Source organism: Parabacteroides sp. AT13, assembly GCF_002272965.1.
Lineage (GTDB): Bacteria > Bacteroidota > Bacteroidia > Bacteroidales > Tannerellaceae > Parabacteroides > Parabacteroides distasonis.
Genome location: NZ_NQMH01000002.1, coordinates 1,042,047 through 1,058,823, shown reverse-complemented (window position 1 = coordinate 1,058,823; position 16,777 = coordinate 1,042,047). Strand labels below are relative to the sequence as shown.

The following is a 16,777-nucleotide window of genomic DNA, read 5'->3' as shown; positions in this document are numbered from 1 at the left end:
AGCATATTGTATGATGTACGATACTGAAATATCAGAAAAATAATCAATTAGGATGTGCAAAAAAGACCTTTTGTAATTGCTTTGTTTAGAAAAATACTTATATTTGCGCAAATCTAATTACTGATATCATGGATACACAAAACGAGAATAGAGAGATGCTTTCCCCCTATGTTTCCGTAGACTGCGTTCTTCTCGGCATCAATGATGACAAGCTCACCGTGCTGTTGGCGGAGCGAAAAAGTGAGGAAGGCGAGTTGATCGGCTATAAAATACCCGGCAGCCTGATCTATGAGAACGAGGATTTAGATGACGCCGCCTATCGGATACTGAATGATTCGACCGGCTTGAAGCGTGTCCAATTGAAACAATTCCGTTGTTTTGGTTCTCCCGCCCGTACCTCGAACCGGTTGGACGTGATGTGGCTGGAGGCGACATCCAAGGTGAAGATCGGACGGTTGATCACGGTCGCTTATCTCGCCTTGTGCAAGAACAGCAGGAAGACGTGTCCGGCCGATAAATCCGACTCGATCCGTTGGTGCCCTATCGACGAGCTTCCTCGCTTGCCATTCGATCATAAAGAGATTATCGAGGCTGCCATACAGGAGATCCGTAATTGGGTGGAGAAGGAGCCCGCTATCATTTTCGACTATATGCCGATGAAGTTCACGGCGTTCCAGCTTAGGCGCACGTACGAGGTGATCTATAACCGTGAGATGGACGTGCGCAATTTTCATAAGAAGATGAATTCCTTGGATTACGTGGTGCCCACGGAGGATATGCAAGACGGGGTCGCCCATCGTGCCGCACGGTATTATCGGTTTGATAAGGTGAAATATAATCAACAACGTTCGAAGTTTAATAAGATATAAAACCATACGATTATGTGTCTGTTAGGATGTGACATTGGAAGTTCTTCCATCAAGGTCTCTATTGTCGATGAGGAGACCGGGTTAACAATAGGTGCGGATTTTTATCCCAAAGAAGAGGCCCCGATCAAGGCGTTGCGCCCGGGGTGGGCGGAGCAAAATCCGGAGGATTGGTGGTCGTACGTGAAGATCGCTATGAAAGGTGCCATGAGCAAGGCGAAGGTGAAAGGCGAGGATATCAAGGCGATCGGTATCTCGTACCAGATGCATGGCTTGGTGGTGGTGGACAAGAAGATGGAGGTGCTTCGTCCATCTATTATCTGGTGCGATAGCCGTGCTGTTCCTTATGGCGAGCGTGCGTTTAAGAATATAGGCGAGAAGCGATGCCTTTCCCACCTATTGAACTCGCCGGGTAATTTTACCGCTTCTAAGCTGGCTTGGATCAAGGAGTACGAGCCGGATATCTACGACCGTATCCATAAGATCATGTTGCCGGGAGATTTCATCGCTATGCGTCTGACGGGGGATATCGTGACTACGGTTTCCGGTTTGTCGGAGGGGATTTTCTGGGACTTCAAGAATAATGCCTTATCGGAGGAGTTGATGAATTATTATGGATTCAGTAAGGATCTGATCGCCGATATCCGTCCGACGTTCGGTTTGCAGGGCGAGGTTACCGCCTCGGTTGCGGCCGAGTTGGGACTGAAGAAAGGTACGCCGGTTACCTATCGTGCGGGTGATCAGCCGAATAACGCTTTATCATTGAATGTATTGAATCCGGGCGAGATAGCGGCTACCGGTGGGACTTCCGGAGTGGTGTATGGCGTGAACGGCAAGGTGAATTACGATACGCTTTCCCGTGTGAATACGTTCGCCCACGTGAATCATACGATGGAGCAGACCCGCTTGGGTGTCTTGTTGTGCATCAACGGGGTCGGTATCCTTAATTCTTGGATCAAACGGAATATAGCGCCGGAAGGCATCAACTATAATGAGTTGAATGATTTGGCGGCTACGGTTCCCATCGGTTGCGACGGCCTTTCGATCTTGCCGTTCGGAAACGGGGCGGAGCGTATGTTGCAGAATAAGCAGATCGATTGCTCGGTTCATGGATTGAACTTCAACATACATACCAAGGCGCATATGGCTAGGGCGGCGCAAGAAGGTATCGTGTTCGCCTTTAAATACGGTATGGATATCATGAATGAGATGGGGATCGATATTCAGGTAATCCGTGCGGGGAACGCGAACTTGTTCTTAAGCCCGATCTTCCGGGATGCTTTGGCGGGCGTGACGGGTACGGTGATCGAACTGTATGATACGAACGGTGCGGTAGGGGCGGCCAAGGGTGCCGGTATGGGTGCCGGTATTTACAAGAATGCGGAAGAAGCGTTCGCTTCCTTGAAGAAGATCAACGTGATCGAGCCGGACGGTTTCAAGGCGAATGCTTATTGCGGGGCGTTCGAGATTTGGAAGGAACGATTGGAACAATCTATTTAACGGCTGAATTATTTACATTTTTAATATATATTATTATGAGTTACTTTAAAGGAGAGAAAGAATTTTTCCCGGGAATCGGACAGATTCAGTTTGAGGGACGTGAGTCAAAAAATCCGTTGGCATTTCATTATTATGACGCGGATAAGGTAGTAATGGGTAAGACGCTAAAGGATCATTTACGCTTCGCTATGGCTTATTGGCATACTTTATGTGCCGAGGGAGGCGATCAGTTTGGTGGTGGAACCAAGTCATTCCCTTGGAACGACGGCACGGACGCTATCACCCGTGCGAAGTACAAGATGGACGCCGCTTTCGAGTTTATGACCAAATGTAATATTCCTTACTATTGCTTCCACGACGTGGACGTGGTGGACGAGGCTCCTACGCTGGGCGAGTTCGAGAAACGTTTGCAGACGATGGTGGAACATGCCAAGGAGCATCAAGCCGCTACCGGAAAGAAACTGCTATGGTCTACCGCTAACGTGTTCGGACATAAGCGTTATATGAACGGTGCCGCTACGAACCCTTATTTCCCGACCGTGGCATGCGCCGGCACGCAGATCAAGAACGCTATTGACGCTTGTATCGCCTTAGGGGGCGAGAACTACGTGTTCTGGGGCGGCCGTGAGGGGTATATGAGCCTATTGAATACGAACATGAAACGTGAGAAGGATCATTTAGCCATGATGTTGACGATGGCCCGTGATTATGGCCGCAAGAACGGTTTCAAGGGTACGTTCCTGATCGAGCCGAAACCGATGGAACCGACGAAACATCAATATGACGTGGATTCGGAGACCGTGATCGGCTTCCTTCGCCATTATGGATTGGACAAGGATTTCGCCTTGAATATCGAGGTGAACCACGCTACCTTGGCCGGACATACATTCGAGCATGAATTGCAAGCCGCCGCCGACGCCGGCATGTTGTGCAGTATCGACGCGAACCGTGGCGATTACCAGAATGGTTGGGATACGGATCAATTCCCGATGGATATCTATGAGCTGGCACAGGCTTGGCTGGTTATCCTTGAGGGAGGTGGCTTGACTACCGGAGGTACGAACTTCGACGCCAAGACCCGCCGTAATTCTACGGACTTGGAGGATATCTTCATCGCTCATATCGGTGGTATGGACGCTTTCGCCCGTGCCTTGATGATCGCCGCCGATATCCTTGAGAACTCAGACTACCGCAAGATGCGTGCCGAGCGTTACGCTAGTTTCGATGCCGGCGAGGGCAAGGCATTCGAGGATGGCAAGCTTACGCTGGAAGATCTTCGTACGATCGCTTTGCGTGACGGCGAGCCGAAACAGATCAGCGGTAAGCAGGAATTATACGAGATGATTGTAAATCTGCATATCTAAATAATTGAAAATCGAGAATTGGGAATTGAAAATTATCGTGCGTAAGCCCTAGTTTTCAGCTCTCAATTCTCAGTTTTTAATGAATAAATCTATTCCATGAAAAATAACAACACTTATATTTTCGCTCTTACCTTGGTCGCTACCTTGGGAGGTCTGCTGTTCGGGTATGACACGGCGGTGATCTCCGGTACGGTAGAGTCTTTGCGTAAGTTCTTCATCGAGCCGCAAGGACTTCCGTTGGATCAGGCGAACGCCTTGGAGGGATTCGTGGTAAGTAGCGCGTTGATCGGATGTATCCTCGGCGCCTCGTTCGCCGGGTGGATCAGCCAGCGTTACGGCAGGAAGCCTACGTTGATACTGGCCGCTATCCTTTTCTTGCTTTCCGCTATCGGCTCGGCTTGGCCGGAGCTGTTTATCGGCATGCCCGGAAGTGGTGATCATACGTTTATGTACGCGTTCGTGGCTTATCGTATTCTGGGAGGTATCGGCGTGGGGCTGGCCTCCATGGTATCGCCGATGTATATCGCCGAGGTGGCTCCGGCCGATCGCCGGGGGAATCTGGTGGCATGGAATCAGTTTGCCATTATCTTTGGTATGCTGGTGGTCTATTTCGTGAATTATACGATCGCCCTTCAAGGAGATGCCGCTTGGCTGAATACGATCGGCTGGCGTTGGATGTTTGCTTCTGAGATTATTCCGGCGGTATTGTTCCTCTCGTTCTTGATGTTCGTGCCGGAGACGCCTCGTTACCTCGTGATGCGTGGGCGTACGGAGAAGGCGTTGGCTATCTTGAACCGTTTGACGGATTTGGAGACCGCTGGGTATGAGCTGGAGGAGATACAGGAGAGTTTCAAGACGAAAGCTCCGTCGATGAAGCCTTACTTCCGGTTTATGGGGACTTGGCTGGCGCTGTTCTTGATCGGCTACGGGTTGTTGTCGTGGGCAGGTAATACGAACGCATTGGAGATCGCCTTGTTGGCTAGTTTCTGTATCGCCTTGCTGTTCCCGATCCGGTCGTTTGGCGTGCTGATCATCTTGGTGGGCGTGTTGCTCTCCGGTTTCCAGCAATTCGTGGGGATCAACGTGGTGCTTTACTATGCCCCGGAGATCTTCAAGACGATGGGAGCGGCCACGGACGCCGCCCTTTTGCAACAGATCGTGGTAGGGGCGGTGAACCTGTCGTTTACCGTATTGGCTATTTTCACGGTGGATAAGTTCGGACGCCGTCCGTTGATGATTATCGGGGCGCTCGTCATGGCGGTATCTATGTTGATCTTGGGTACTACTTTCTATACGCGTTCGGTGGGTATGGGATCATTGGTCTGCATGCTGGTTTATACGGCGGGATTCGCTATGTCGTGGGGACCGGTCTGCTGGGTGTTACTGGCCGAGATCTTCCCGAACTCGATCCGCTCCACAGTAATGAGTATCGCCGTGGCGGGGCAGTGGATCGCCAACTTCTTGGTATCATGGACTTTCCCGATGCTGGATAAGAATCAATACTTGACCGATACGTTCAATCACGGTATGGCCTATTGGATCTATGGCGTGATGGGTATATTGGCGGCGTTGTTCATCTGGAAATTTGTCCCCGAGACGAAAGGAAAGACGCTGGAGGAGATGGAAGGTTATTGGAAACGGTAACCAAACCTGAGACAAGATAATATATGAGTAAAAAAGGACGGATCAATCTACCCGTCCTTTTTTCGTAATGAACCTTAATGCCCCAATTTAGACGCCGGATTTGCCATCGCCGCCCGATAACTCTGGAAAGTAACCGTAGATACGGTCAGTGTCATTATGATTACCAAAGCCACTAAAAATACCCATACGTAGATCGGCGTTTTATAAGCGAAGCTTCGTAACCAAATATGCACCCCATAGTAAGCAAGCGGGATCGAGATAATAAAACAGACGAGCGTGATCCGTAGGAAAGACGAGTTCAGCATCCAAAGGATTTGCCGGACCGTGGACCCATGTACTTTCCGCACGGCTATCTCCTTTTCCCGTCCCTGTAACTCAAAGATAACCAGTCCGAATACTCCCACGAGGGATAAAAAGACGGCCATCAGGCAAAGGGCGGTAATCAGCGCTCCCTGCCGCCCACTTTTACTGTAAAGCTCCTCCAGCGCCGTATCAAAGAAATGGATATCGGCCGGATAACCCGGGATCAATTCATCCGTTACCTTCCGGATATGCTCGATAGCCGTCCGGGGATTTCCGCCGGCGATCTTGACATAAGCGTATCTTTCCGGCACCGAACGGCGGTAATGATTCTTAGCCGAGGTCCAAAGTCCCATCGGGCGTAACTCTTTATACAGGGATTCATAATGGACATCCTCAAAGATACCGACAATCCGTACCGGTATATCATTATCCGTGATGCTTGTTCCTACCAAGTCCGATAGGTCGTCCGGTTTCTCGGGGGAAAGACCCGAGGCGATCTCCCTCGCTGCCGTCTCGCTAAGGAGGCAAACGGCCTGTGTGTTATCCGCCGCCTCATCCGTCGGCCGGAACTTCCTTCCGGCGATCATCTTTACATCCATTAGCTCCGGGAAATTGGCGGATACTCCCAGCCAGCTCATATAATAATGTTGGCCTTTGTAATTATACCCGATGAAAGAACGTGATTCGTCCGAGACAAATTTGAACTCACTAAAGGAAACATCACGGATAGCGGGGCTTTCCAAGAGACGTGCCTTGAACAATTCGCCCTTTTTCAAGGCCGCCCCCATGCTTAGTCTTACCTCCAGTACGTTTTCTTTGTTAAACCCCAAGTCCACGTTCCCTATATATCTGTTTTGCAAGGAGACGAACAACGCTCCGACAATCAGCGTGATCGAGATAACGAACTGGAACCCTATAAGTAACTTGCGAGTGTTCTTGGCCCGGTCGCTAAGGGTAAAAGACTTGTTCAGCGCCATGACAGGAGGAAACGAGGTGATATAGAAAGCAGGATACAAACCGGCTAGTATACCGCCGCCTGCGACAAGGAAGAATGTGTACGCCGGAATCTTCCAGTTGGCATACAGGTTCAACGGATGCCCCACCATATTCGTGACCCATTGCACGTTATTCAAAAATAACAGGAAAAGCAAGGCGAGGAAGAAGGCGACAACCGAGATTCCCAAGGACTCCAAGACCAGATACTTCCGTAGCGTGGCGTCCGAGCTTCCCAGCACTTTCTGGATGGTGATCGACTTGGTGCGTATCGGCGCCAAGGCTATCGACAGGTTGATATAATTGACCAAGGCGATACCTATGATCAGGATGGCGATAAAGAATAACATATTCGTCCGTAGCTTATTACCGATGGGAGCGGCGTCCGCTCGGACCGGCTGGCCGAAATAGAGATCTGACAAGGGCCGGAGGCGCATATCCTCGATCGTGAAACTTTTCAGGAAAGCCCGGCTATCGGCCATATAGGTCTCGGTAGTGACAGAGGCGGATTCCGGCGTCGACATCAGCAGATAACAATAGTAAAGGCCGGTATGCCAGTTTTCCATCATCTCTTTCTCCATGATCGGGATATACAGGGCATTCTTCACCCGGGTGTTTTCCGGGAAATCGCGAAAGACGCCTCCCACGATATATGCCGGCTCAAAACTAAGCCCATATATAATCGAGCCTTCGGCCCCGGCGAACTCCGACAGATAAACCGGCTTCCCGATAGGATTTTCCTCGCCGAAGAGTTTCCGGGCCATGCTCTCTGGGATCAGCGTCCCTTCCGGACGTTTCAGGCAATCCGTATCGCCGGCCACCAGTTCGAAGCCAAAGACCTTAGCATATTCCGGGGTGATCCGTTCCACCTGCTCCATATAGCTCCGTGCGTCGGGCCCTTCACTGGCTGATATCCCAAAACGTACGGAGGAGTAAACAAGGTTGTTTGTGATAGCGGCCGCTTCTATATAAGGGGAGGCGGCGATGAAACGCTCGAGTTGTGGACGTGCGAAATTAGCCTCCCATATCCCGTCATCCCGCTTGTTTTCTAACTGAAAGATCCTTTCCCTGTTCAAGAGGGAAGCGTCGAAGCTATATTCATGACCGACATGTATGCTTATCAGCATGAATAACAGGAAAGCGAAGCTAAGTCCTAAAAGATTAGTGACCGTCGCTAATTTATAATGTCTCAAGACATAAAGCAGGTTCTTGAATGTACTTTGCATGGTATAAGTTCTTTTAATTTTAAACCCTTTGATCTGGAAATACAAAGCAAAGCTATTCCTTTATTTACGTTCCTGTGTTATTTTTTTGACAAACGGTTACTTTCTGTTGATGAATTGTGATATTATCAATAATTTCCTTATTTTTGCCATCATACTTCAAAAAGAAACAAGCGCTATGTTACACAAAGGCTATCGGATGCTTTTCAACTGCCTGATGTTTTATCTCTAGCAGATACTCTCCCTATATAAACTCATGGGGGCGGGGATGCCCGTCCTGTGTAACAATAAAAAATAACCTTGATGAGGGCGGATAGATCCTACCTCTACGATAAAACATATAATTTTATGAATACGACCCATCACACACATTCATGCGTACATGATACCGTCTCTTCCGTAGGAGCGAACAATTTCGGGATGAACGACCGTATCAAACGTTTGCGCCGGCAGACCTTCGAGGCCCAACCTTCCCTATCGATCGAGCGGGCCTTGATCGAGACCCGTTTTTATCGGGAGAATTACGGAAAGTATCCGATCCCTATCCTGCGTGCCTTGAACTTCCTTGAGATCTGCAAGCGGAAGACGATCTATATCGGCGAGGACGAGTTGATCGTTGGCGAGCGGGGGCCCCGCCCCAAGGCCGTGCCTACCTTCCCGGAACTTACCTGCCATAGCGTGGAGGACCTGCATATATTGAATACCCGGGAGCTGCAACGTTACACAATCTCCCAAGAAGATATCGATACTTACGAGCGGGAGGTGATCCCGTACTGGAAAGGCCGTACCCAGCGGGAGCGCATCTTCAGCCACGTCCCCAAGGAATGGAAAGAGGCGTACGAGGTGGGTATGTTCACCGAGTTCATGGAGCAACGTGCCCCCGGGCATACCGCTTTGGACGGCAAGGTCTACCAATATGGCTTGCTGGACTTGAAGAAACGTATCGAGGGGGAACTAAGCGCTTTGGATTTCATGAACGACCCCGAGGCCACGGACAAGCAGGAGGAGCTGACGGCCATGTCTATCTCCTGCGACGCCGCTATCCTGCTTGCCGAGCGACACGCGGACTTGGCCGACGAGATGTCTCTCACCGAAAAAGATCCTCGTCGTGCCGCTGAGCTGAGGAAGATCGCCGAGGTATGCCGCTGGGTTCCCGCCCACGCTCCCCGTACCTATTGGGAAGCGATCCAGATGTACTGGTTTGTCCATCTAGGTACGATCACGGAGCTGAATGGTTGGGATGCCATGAACCCTGGCCATTTCGACCAGCATCTGGCGCCTTTTTACGAGAAAGAGATCGCCGCCGGAACCTTGACCCGTGACGAGGCGAAAGAGTTGATGTCTTGCTTCTTCATCAAGGTAAACAATCATACCGCCCCGCCGAAAGTGGGTATCACGGCGAAGGAGAGCGGGACCTATAACGATTTCACGAACCTGAACATCGGCGGCATCCGGGCGGACGGCAGCGACGGCGTAAGCGAGGTCTCCTATATCATGTTGGAGACGATCGAGGAGCTGCATATCCTCCAGCCCGGCAGCGCCATCCACGTCAGTGCCCGTACGCCGGAGCGTTTCCTCCGTGCCGGATGCAAGGTGATCCGCCAAGGCCACGGCTATCCGTCGGTATTCAACCCGGATGTGTACGTGCAGGAGTTGATGCGGCAAGGCAAGTCGCTGCGTGATGCCCGCGAGGGAGGTTGCAGCGGTTGCATCGAGGTGGGCGCTTTCGGGAAGGAGGCGTACGTGCTGACCGGTTACCTGAACGTGCCGAAGATATTGGAGGTGACGCTGCATAACGGCGTAGATCCGGTAAGCGGCCGCAAGGTCGGTCTGGAGACCGGCGATCCCCGTGGTTTCCGGACGTATGAGGAGCTTTACGCGGCGTTCATGCGCCAGATCCATTATTTCGTGGACATGAAGGTGCGGGTCAGCAACTATATCGACCGCATGTTCGCCAAGTACGCCCCCGCCACGTTCCTCTCCCTGTTTATCGATGATTGTATCGCGAAGGGTAAGGATTACTACAATTGCGGGCCTCGTTACAATACCACTTATATCCAGTGTACCGGATTAGGCACGATAACCGATAGCCTTTCCGCTTTGCGGAAACACGTCTTCGAGGATAAGACCTTCACGATGGAAGCCTTGTTGGATGCGATGGCGGATAATTTCGAGGGACATGAGCCGATGCGCCAAATGATCCTGAACCGTACGCCTTTCTTTGGCAACGATGATCCGTACGCCGACCAGATCGCCGTCCGTGTCTTCGACGATTTATATGATGCGATCGAGGGCAAGCCGAATACGAAAGGGGAGTGTTTCCATTTGAATATGTTATCCACCACTTGCCATGTCTACTTCGGCAAGGTGATGGGAGCCACCCCGAACGGCCGCTTGGCCGGGTGTGCCATCTCCGACGGTACCTCGCCCTCGCACGGAGCCGATACCCACGGGCCGTCCGCCGTTGTCAAGTCCCTCGGTAAGCTGGATCAGGTGAAGAGCGGCGGCACGCTGCTGAACCAACGCTTCCTGCCCAGCCTGCTCCGGCGGGAGGAGGATATCTCGAAACTGGCCTCCTTGATTCGTAGCTACTTCGCCTTGGGTGGCCATCATATCCAATTCAACATCGTGGATACGGAAACGCTTTACGCCGCCCAGAAGTGCCCGGAGGACTACCGGGATCTGCTGGTCCGTGTAGCGGGCTATAGCGACTATTTCAACGATATGAACGCCGATTTGCAAGCGGACGTGATCGCACGGACGGAGCAAGAGACTTTCTGAGCCATGCTGTTATTCGATATCAAACGATACGCCATAAACGACGGGCCGGGCATCCGTGTCACGATCTTCATGAAAGGATGCCCGCTTGCCTGCGTATGGTGCCATAACCCGGAAGGCATCTCGCCCCGGGCGGAGAAGCTGTATACGAGAAAGAAGTGCATAGGTTGCGGGGCCTGCGTGGATGTATGCCCCACCGGGGCGTTGACCTTGACGGAGGCGGGTATCGTCACGGATCGGTCTCTGTGCCGGACATGCGGTAGATGCGCCGAGGTTTGTCCCACCTTGGCGATGGAGATGTCCGGCCGTGAGTATTCTATCGACGAGGTCATGCGTGAGATCGAGAAAGAGACGGTCTTTATGGATCGCTCCGAGGGAGGCGTTACCTTCTGCGGGGGAGAGCCGTTGTCGCATCCGTCGGACTTGGTTGCCCTGCTGGATCGTTGCGGAGCGTTGGGAATCCATCGTGCGGTGGATACGACCTTGTTCGCCTCGCCGGATACCGTCCGTAGCGTAATGGAGCGCACGGATCTTTTTCTGGTGGATTTAAAGCATATGGATTCCGGTAGCCATTGTCGTTTCACGGGTGTCCCGAACGAGCGTATCCTCTCCAATCTTCGGATGATCGCCGAGGCCGGCATAGACTTCCTCATCCGTATCCCGTTGATCGAGGGAGTCAATGTGGACGAGGAGAATATATCCCGTTCTGCCACCTTCCTAGCCTCCTTGCCGTGGGAGCGGAAAGTCGTCAATCTCCTCCCGTACCACGACATCGGAAAAGGTAAGCACGATAAGCGAGGAACCCTCTACAATCCCGGGCACCTTCCGCTATCCACCCCTTCCGAAGCAGTCCTGCAAAGGTGTATCGATCAATTCGCCTCCTGTGGGATAACCGCGTTGATCGGAGGATAATTAGAATAGGGGTGGGAACTGCTCGCCCTCATTTTACCATTTCTTCCGATACTCCGTAGGCGATATCCCGACGTGTTGCTTGAAGTATTTACCGAAGAAGGATTGGTTGGTGAAGTTTAGCCGGTCTGATATCTCTTGGATGGAAAGGGTGGAGGAGGATAATAACGCCTTCGCCTCCAAGACAACGTAATTATCGATCCATTCCCCGGCTGTACGGTTGCTGACGTTCTTTACCAAAAGGGATAAATATTTGGGAGTCACACATAATTTCCCGGCGTAGAAAGCTACCGACCGTTCCTGCTTATGATGTAAGGCGAGCGTTTGTATGAACGCCGCGAACAACTCCTCTTGCCGGCTCTTCTTCACCTCGATCGGCATATGATTCTTAAACATGCCGTAAACCTCGTGGAATACCGCCAACAATAAGCTCTGGGCAATCTCTTTCCGGTAAGGATGCCCTTTCGCTTTCACTTTCTTCCAGAGAAAAGAATGATATTCCTTGATACAACCTATCTCCTCGGCATTCAACTCAGTGACCGGATGCTCCTTGATGTAGAAGAACGCCGGCAAGGTATTCTGTATATGAGGAATGATCTCCTCCATGAAATTCTTGGAGATGACGATGAAGATCCCGGCCACGTCCTCGCTACGTTCCACGTGTTGGATGATCTGATCGGGCAGGGACAATACGAGATGGTTTTCCCCTACGACATATTCCTCCATATTGATCCGTATACGCATGAAGCCTTTCGTGCAAAGCGCGAATACGACGGCGTCTATTCGCATCGGATGGTCGAGCGAGGGAATATCGTCGATGTTATCGAATATGGCGAAATCCTCGTCGATGAAGTCTATGCCGGGTACGTTCTCGATAAGAGAGATACAAGCTTGAGGTAGATCTGTTACGTTCATAATTTATTCTTGTTTGGGCGATAAAATTAGTGAAATAATAGAATAATCCAATTGAAATGTGTCAAATGGGACAATTTGGTTGCAAAACGGAACTTCTTTGGAGTGGATAAACTCATCATCTTCGCGGTATAATAAATCATAGGATATGAAAAGGATGAAAGGCATTGTTTATGGAGGATTATTATCCGTCGTATTCGTGCTGTCCGGATGTTCGGGCAGTCAAAAAGAGGGACGGGATAGTAAAGAGATCCCGGTGGAGATCGTGAAGGTAGCGAAGACCGTTCCGGCTGATACAAGGAATTATGTGGGAACGGTAGAGGAGGTCGTATCTTCCTCGATTAGTTTTCAGGTGATGGGTAATGTAGAGCGAGTATTGGTGGGCGAGGGGCAGAAGGTCCGTGAGGGCCAACTACTAGCGGTGTTAGACAAGGCGACGCTGGAAAACGCCTATAACGCCTCGGCAGCTTCCTTGCGACAAGCGGAGGACGCCTATGCCCGCATGAGAACCTTGCACGAGAATAAGAGCCTGCCGGATATGAAATGGGTAGAGGTGGAGAGCAAATTGGAACAGGCCCGTTCCATGGAGCGAATCTCGAGGAAAAACCTTGAGGACCGGAACCTGTATGCCCCGTTCGGCGGCGTTATCGGCAAGCGCATGGTTGAGGCGGGAGAGAACGTGCAGCCCGGGCAACCGGTTTTCTCCTTGTTAAGGATAGAGACGGTAAACGTGAAGATCGCCGTCCCGGAGAACGAGGTCGCCACGCTAGGCGATCAAGCCGCCATGATAAAGGTAGCCGCTCTGGGCGGACAATGTTTTGAGGGGAAAGTGACGGAGAAAGGCATCGTGGCCAACCCTATCTCCCATACTTACGAGGCGAAGATCCGGCTGGAGAACCCGTCTGGCGCTTTGTTGCCCGGCATGGTTTGCGATGTACGCCTGTCGGGAGAGGAATCCGTGCCGGCTATCGCCTTGCCGAACAACGCCGTGCTGATAGCGAACGACGGGGGGCGTTTCGTCTGGAAGATCGTAGACGGAGAGGCGAAAGCTACGCCCGTACGGACGGGCGACTTGACGGAGCAAGGCTTGTTTATTCTGGAAGGGTTGAACGAGGGGGATATCGTCGTGATAGGCGGTTACCAGAAAATCCGTGAGGGCATGAGAGTGCGTGCGTTATGAGAGAACGTAAAAACGGAGTGATCGAATGGACCATGCGTCATTACCAGATCACGTTGCTGGTGATTACCGTGCTGGTCGGGTTGGGTATTTTGGGTTTGGTGGACATGCCGAAACAGGAGTTTCCGGAGTTCACCATCCGCCAAGGCGTGGTAGTGGGTGTTTACCCCGGGGCGACTTCAGGAGAGGTGGAGGAGCAGTTGGCCAAGCCTTTGGAGAGATACCTGTTTACCTTCAAGGAGGTAAAGAAGAAAAAGACGTACTCCATGTCAAGGGATGGAATGGTGTACGTGATGGTGGAGCTGAACGACGACGTGAACAATAAAGACGAGGTCTGGTCGAAGATCAAGCTCGGCTTGCAGAACTTCAAGTCGCAACTGCCCTCGGGCGTACTCGCCGTCATCGCGAATGATGATTTCGGCGATACTTCCGCCTTATTGATCACCTTGGAATCGGAAGACAAGACCTACCGGGAATTGCAGCGATACATGGAGACGCTGGAAGACCGCCTGCGCCGGATCGAGTCCGTATCCAACCTGCGCCGTTACGGGGTACAAAACGAGCAGATCTCGGTCTACTTGGATCCAGACAAGCTAGCCGCTTATGGCCTAGACACCCGTATGCTGATGACAACCTTGTTCACCCAAGGCTTTACCACCGCCTCCGGCTCCTTGGAGAATGGCGGCTTGGACATTCCCATCCACCTTTCCGTGACCTATCCCTCGGAGCGGGAGGTAGGCGAGCAGATCCTGCTGGCCGATGCCGACGGGCATATGATCCGCTTGAAAGACGTGGCCCGTATCGTGCGGGAATATCCCGAGCCGGATAGCTATATAACGAACAACGGCAAGAAAGCGATCATCCTTTCCATGGAGATGCGTGAGGGCCATAATATCGTACGATACGGAAAGGAGGTAGACGAGGTATTGCACGCTTTCGAGCGGGATCTTCCCGAGAGTGTCTCGATCCGCCGGATCGCCGACCAGCCGAAGGTGGTGGGAGACTCGGTAAGTTCCTTCGTGCGGGATTTGTTTGTGTCCATCGTGGTCGTGATCTTGGTGATGATGGTACTCTTCCCTTTCCGCTCGGCATTGGTTGCGGCTACTTCCATCCCGATCAGTGTCTTTATCTCGATCGGTGTCATGTACGCTTGCGGCATCCCGCTGAATACGGTGACGCTGGCCGCCTTGATCGTGGTATTGGGCATGATCGTGGATAACTCCATCATCGTGATAGACGCCTATCTGGAATATCTGGACAAGGGCTATTCCCGTTGGTACGCCGCCGTCTATAGCGCCAAGAACTATTTCAGCTCGATTTTGTTGGCTACGCTGTGTATTTGCGTGATCTTTTTCCCGTTGCTTTTCACGATGACGGGGCAGATGTTGGATTTCGTGACCTTCTTCCCTTGGACGCTTTCCATCTCCCTCATGGTGTCGCTGGCGGTGGCGATGGTCTTTATCCCGCTGCTGGAGCGGGTCTTGATCAAGAAGGGATTGAAGTCCGGGCGGGAGAATACGGGCAAGAAGAGGTTCAATCTGCTGGATACCGTACAGGCCGTCTATACGAGGGCACTGACGTGGACTTTCCGTTTCCCGAAAACCACGATCGGTCTGGGCGTCTTGACGGTTGCCTTGGCGATCCTGATGATCACCCAACTGAGCCAGCGTATGATGCCGATAGCCGACCGGGATCAGTTCGCCGTCGAGATCTATCTCCCGCAGGGAACCTCGCTGGACCGTACCGCCGCCGTGAGCGATAGTCTCTATAAGCTGTTGTCGGAAGATGAGCGCATCCTGTCCGTCACCTCCTTTATCGGAACTTCCTCGCCCCGTTTCCAAGCTACCTACGCCCCGAACTTGGCCGGGAAGAATTACGCCCAGTTCATTGTCAACACCGCCTCGGTAGAGGCCACCCGTAGCGTGTTGGATGATTATACGGACCGCTACGCCGATTATTTCCCCGACGCTTACGTGAAGTTCAAGCAACTGGATTACCAAAACGTATCCTCTCCTTTAGAGGTCCGTTTCATGGGAGACGATATCGCCCGGTTGAAGCAGGCCGGGGATTCCTTGATGGCCGTGTTGCGTGAGATGGACGGCTTGGTCTGGGTACACACCAATTATGAGGAGGCCTTACCCGACGTACGGGTTCGATTGGACCCAGTGGAAGCCTCCCGCCTCGGGATCACGAAGGCGATGGCCTCGGCCGATCTGGCGATCCGTTACGACGGCCTCTCGGTTGGCTCCCTCTGGGAAGGCGATTACGCTTTGCCGATCCAGCTGAGATCCGATAAGAAAGGGGAGGGTGACGCGTTCGATAAGGTCGGCGACCAGTATCTTCCCACCATCGTCCCCGGCGTGAGCGTCCCGCTCCGGCAAGTCTCCACGATCGAGGGAGGCTGGAATGATGGGCAGATCGTCCGTCGCAACGGCGTGCGTACCTTGAGCGTCTTCGCCGAGGTAACCCGGGGGACCAACCAGAACGCTATGCAGAAACGGATCGAGCGAGTCATGGAAAGCCATATTATCCCGACCTTGCCCGAGGGCGTGACGTACGAGTACGGTGGAGCCAAGGAGCTGGATTTCGAGACGATGAACCCGCTGATGCAGGGCTTGGCGATCGCCGTGATCATTGTTTTCTTCTTCCTGTTGGTCAATTTCAAGAAGATCGGCTTGGCGTTGGCGGCCCTGTCCTCGTTGCTGCTCACCTTGTTCGGGGCGGCGCTGGGCTTGTGGGCGTTCCATATCGATTTCAGCTTGACGTGCGTCTTGGGCGTTATTAGCTTGATCGGTATCGTGGTGCGAAACGCTATCTTGATATTCGAGCATGCGCAAGACCTGCGGCTCCATAAGCATTATAGCCCGAGGGATGCCGCCTTCGACGCCGGCCGGCGACGCATGCTCCCGATCTTCCTGACCTCGGCTACAACGGCCGTGGGCGTGGTGCCCATGATCATCAGCGGCAGTTCCCTTTGGATGCCGATGGGTGTGGTGATCTGCTCGGGAACGGTCTTCTCGATGATCTTGGCGGTCATCATCCTGCCTGTTTTCTATTGGAAGATATTCGGGAATAAATGAATGATACGGATGTGGATTAGGATATAAT

10 protein-coding genes are annotated in these 16,777 nt (G+C 52.2%); 8 read left to right on the top strand and 2 right to left on the bottom strand.

From position 1 onward, the window contains the following. The first annotated feature begins 128 nt into the window (after positions 1-128). The 4 genes from CI959_RS18785 to xylE all read left to right on the top strand — a co-directional run bounded on the left by CI959_RS18785 (position 129) and on the right by xylE (position 5,374). A complete protein-coding gene (locus CI959_RS18785) occupies positions 129-869 on the top strand; it encodes an NUDIX domain-containing protein (protein WP_005857458.1) in 741 nt (246 codons plus the stop codon). 12 nt (positions 870-881) lie between these two features. After that, positions 882-2,366, top strand: coding sequence for a xylulokinase (locus CI959_RS18780; RefSeq protein ID WP_005857456.1), 1,485 nt, complete (start codon positions 882-884; stop codon positions 2,364-2,366). A 35-nt stretch (positions 2,367-2,401) separates the two neighbouring features. After that, positions 2,402-3,730: a xylose isomerase gene (gene xylA / locus CI959_RS18775; protein WP_039848599.1), complete on the top strand. Its 1,329-nt coding sequence runs from the start codon at positions 2,402-2,404 to the stop codon at positions 3,728-3,730. A gap of 96 nt (positions 3,731-3,826) precedes the next feature. Beyond that, a complete protein-coding gene (xylE, locus tag CI959_RS18770; protein WP_057316953.1) occupies positions 3,827-5,374 on the top strand; it encodes a D-xylose transporter XylE in 1,548 nt (515 codons plus the stop codon). Positions 5,375-5,448: 74 nt separating this feature from the next. Here the strand turns inward: xylE and CI959_RS18765 are convergent, their stop codons facing one another. Next, the gene (locus CI959_RS18765) at positions 5,449-7,896 is read right to left on the bottom strand and encodes an ABC transporter permease (protein ID WP_057316954.1); all 2,448 of its coding nucleotides are present in this window, start codon (positions 7,894-7,896) and stop codon (positions 5,449-5,451) included. 345 nt (positions 7,897-8,241) lie between these two features. Between CI959_RS18765 and hypD the strand changes: the two genes are divergently transcribed. Further along, positions 8,242-10,674, top strand: coding sequence for a trans-4-hydroxy-L-proline dehydratase (hypD, locus tag CI959_RS18760; RefSeq protein WP_057316955.1), 2,433 nt, complete (start codon positions 8,242-8,244; stop codon positions 10,672-10,674). Positions 10,675-10,677: 3 nt separating this feature from the next. After that, entirely contained in the window at positions 10,678-11,583 is a 906-nt protein-coding gene (locus CI959_RS18755) for a glycyl-radical enzyme activating protein (protein ID WP_057316956.1), read from the top strand. A 33-nt stretch (positions 11,584-11,616) separates the two neighbouring features. Here the strand turns inward: CI959_RS18755 and CI959_RS18750 are convergent, their stop codons facing one another. Beyond that, positions 11,617-12,495: an AraC family transcriptional regulator gene (locus CI959_RS18750; RefSeq protein ID WP_005857445.1), complete on the bottom strand. Its 879-nt coding sequence runs from the start codon at positions 12,493-12,495 to the stop codon at positions 11,617-11,619. Between the two features lie 145 nt (positions 12,496-12,640). Between CI959_RS18750 and CI959_RS18745 the strand changes: the two genes are divergently transcribed. Together CI959_RS18745 and CI959_RS18740 are read left to right on the top strand one after the other, a co-directional pair. Beyond that, positions 12,641-13,672 (top strand): efflux RND transporter periplasmic adaptor subunit, encoded by a 1,032-nt coding sequence (locus CI959_RS18745; protein WP_095231510.1) that lies wholly within the window; start codon positions 12,641-12,643, stop codon positions 13,670-13,672. Then, entirely contained in the window at positions 13,669-16,749 is a 3,081-nt protein-coding gene (locus CI959_RS18740; RefSeq protein WP_057316957.1) for an efflux RND transporter permease subunit, read from the top strand. The genes CI959_RS18745 and CI959_RS18740 overlap by 4 nt, the downstream gene beginning before the upstream one ends. The last annotated feature ends 28 nt before the right edge of the window (positions 16,750-16,777 follow it).